The sequence below is a fragment of the Methylobacterium dankookense genome (genome assembly GCF_902141855.1).
Lineage (GTDB): Bacteria > Pseudomonadota > Alphaproteobacteria > Rhizobiales > Beijerinckiaceae > Methylobacterium > Methylobacterium dankookense.
Map to the genome: position 1 here is coordinate 1 of NZ_CABFVH010000115.1, position 1647 is coordinate 1647.

The 1647-nt window shown below is 69.6% G+C and carries 1 protein-coding gene; it reads left to right on the top strand.

The window, feature by feature from the left end; all coding sequences use genetic code 11:
• Positions 1-1549, top strand: a 1549-nt coding sequence (locus MTDSW087_RS29790) for an oxidoreductase (RefSeq protein WP_483403753.1), incomplete at its 5' end; no start/stop codon positions are given.
• Between the last annotated feature and the right edge of the window lie 98 nt (positions 1550-1647).

Sequence of the window (1647 nt, forward strand, 5' to 3'; positions counted from 1 at the left end):
CGCCAAGGCCACGGCGCATTTTTCCATCGGCTCCGGCACCAAGCTCGCGATGGAGGATGCCATCGCCCTCTACGAGGCGCTGGTCGCGGAAGCCGAGGTGCCGGCAGCGCTCGCCCGGTTCGAGCGCGGCCGGCGCGAGGAGGTCGAGAAGATCCAGCACGCGGCCGACGTCTCGCTCGTCTGGTTCGAGCACGTGGCGCGCTACCTCGATTTCGAGCCGGTGCAGTTCGCCTTCGGGGCGATGACCCGGGCCAAGGCGATCACCTACGACAACCTGCGCCTGCGTGCGCCGGCCTTCGTCGAGAAGATGGACCGCGCCTTCGCCGAGGGCGTGCGGAAGGAGGGCTTCGACGTCTCCCTCGACAAGCCCGCCGCGCCGATGTTCCAGCCCCTGCGCCTGCGCGAGATGGTGGTCCCGAATCGCGTGGCGATGTCGCCGATGTGCATGTACTCGGCGGAAGGTGGCGTGCCGAACGACTTCCACCTTGTCCATTATGGCGCCCGCGCCATCGGCGGGCCGGGTCTGATGTTCACCGAGATGACCTGCGTCTCCCGCGACGCCCGCATCACGCCGGGCTGCGCCGGTCTGTGGAACGACGAACAGGAGGCGGCGTGGCGCCGGATCGTGGATTTCGTCCACGCCAACGCCGCCACCAAGTTCTGCCTCCAGCTCGGCCATGCGGGCCGGAAGGGTGCGACCAAGCTGATGTGGGAGGGCATCGACCGGCCGCTCGAATCGGGCGGCTGGGAGGTGATGTCGGCCTCCCCGCTCCCGTATTTCCCCAACAGCACCGTGCCGCGTGAGATGAACCGTGCCGACATGGACGCGGTTGTGACCGACTTCGTGCTGGCGACCGAGCGGGCCGAGCGCGCGGGCTTCGACATGCTGGAACTGCACTGCGCCCACGGCTACCTGCTGGCAAGCTTCCTCTCGCCGCTGACCAACCACCGCACCGACGCTTATGGCGGCAGCGTCGAGAACCGCCTCCGTTTCCCGCTCGAGGTTTTTGCCGCGATGCGGGCGGCATGGCCCGCGCATAAGCCGATGTCGGTTCGCGTCTCGGCCACCGACTGGGCCGAGGGCGGCCTGACGCCGGAGGATTCGGTGGCGATCGCGAGCGCCTTCCGCGAGGCTGGCGTCGATCTCGTCGATGTCTCCACCGGCCAGACCGCCACGGTGTCGCGCCCGCTCTACGGCCGCATGTTCCAGACGCCGTTCGCCGAGCGCATCCGCAACGAGGCCGGCACCGCGACGATGTGCGTGGGCAACATCACGACGCCGGACCAGATCAACACGATCCTCGCGGCAGGCCGGGCCGACATCGTGGCGCTCGGCCGCCCGCACCTCTCCGATCCGGGCTTCACCCTGCGGGCGGCGGCCTGGTACGGCGCGGACGACATCCACTGCCCGCCGCAATACGCCCCCGGCAAGGACCAGATCTTCCGTAATTCGGTGCGCGACCGCGCCGATCTGGAGGATCTCAAGGTCCGCGGCCGACCGAAGACCCGGGCCGAGTTGCGGTCGCCTGCCGAGCAGGCTGCGACGTGATCGGGGCCCAAGGCCGTCGCATCCGGATCGTCCCGCGCGAGCGGGACGACGCTACCCCGGGTCAGGAGAGCGAAGGCCCGAAGCCGACCGCGCCACCC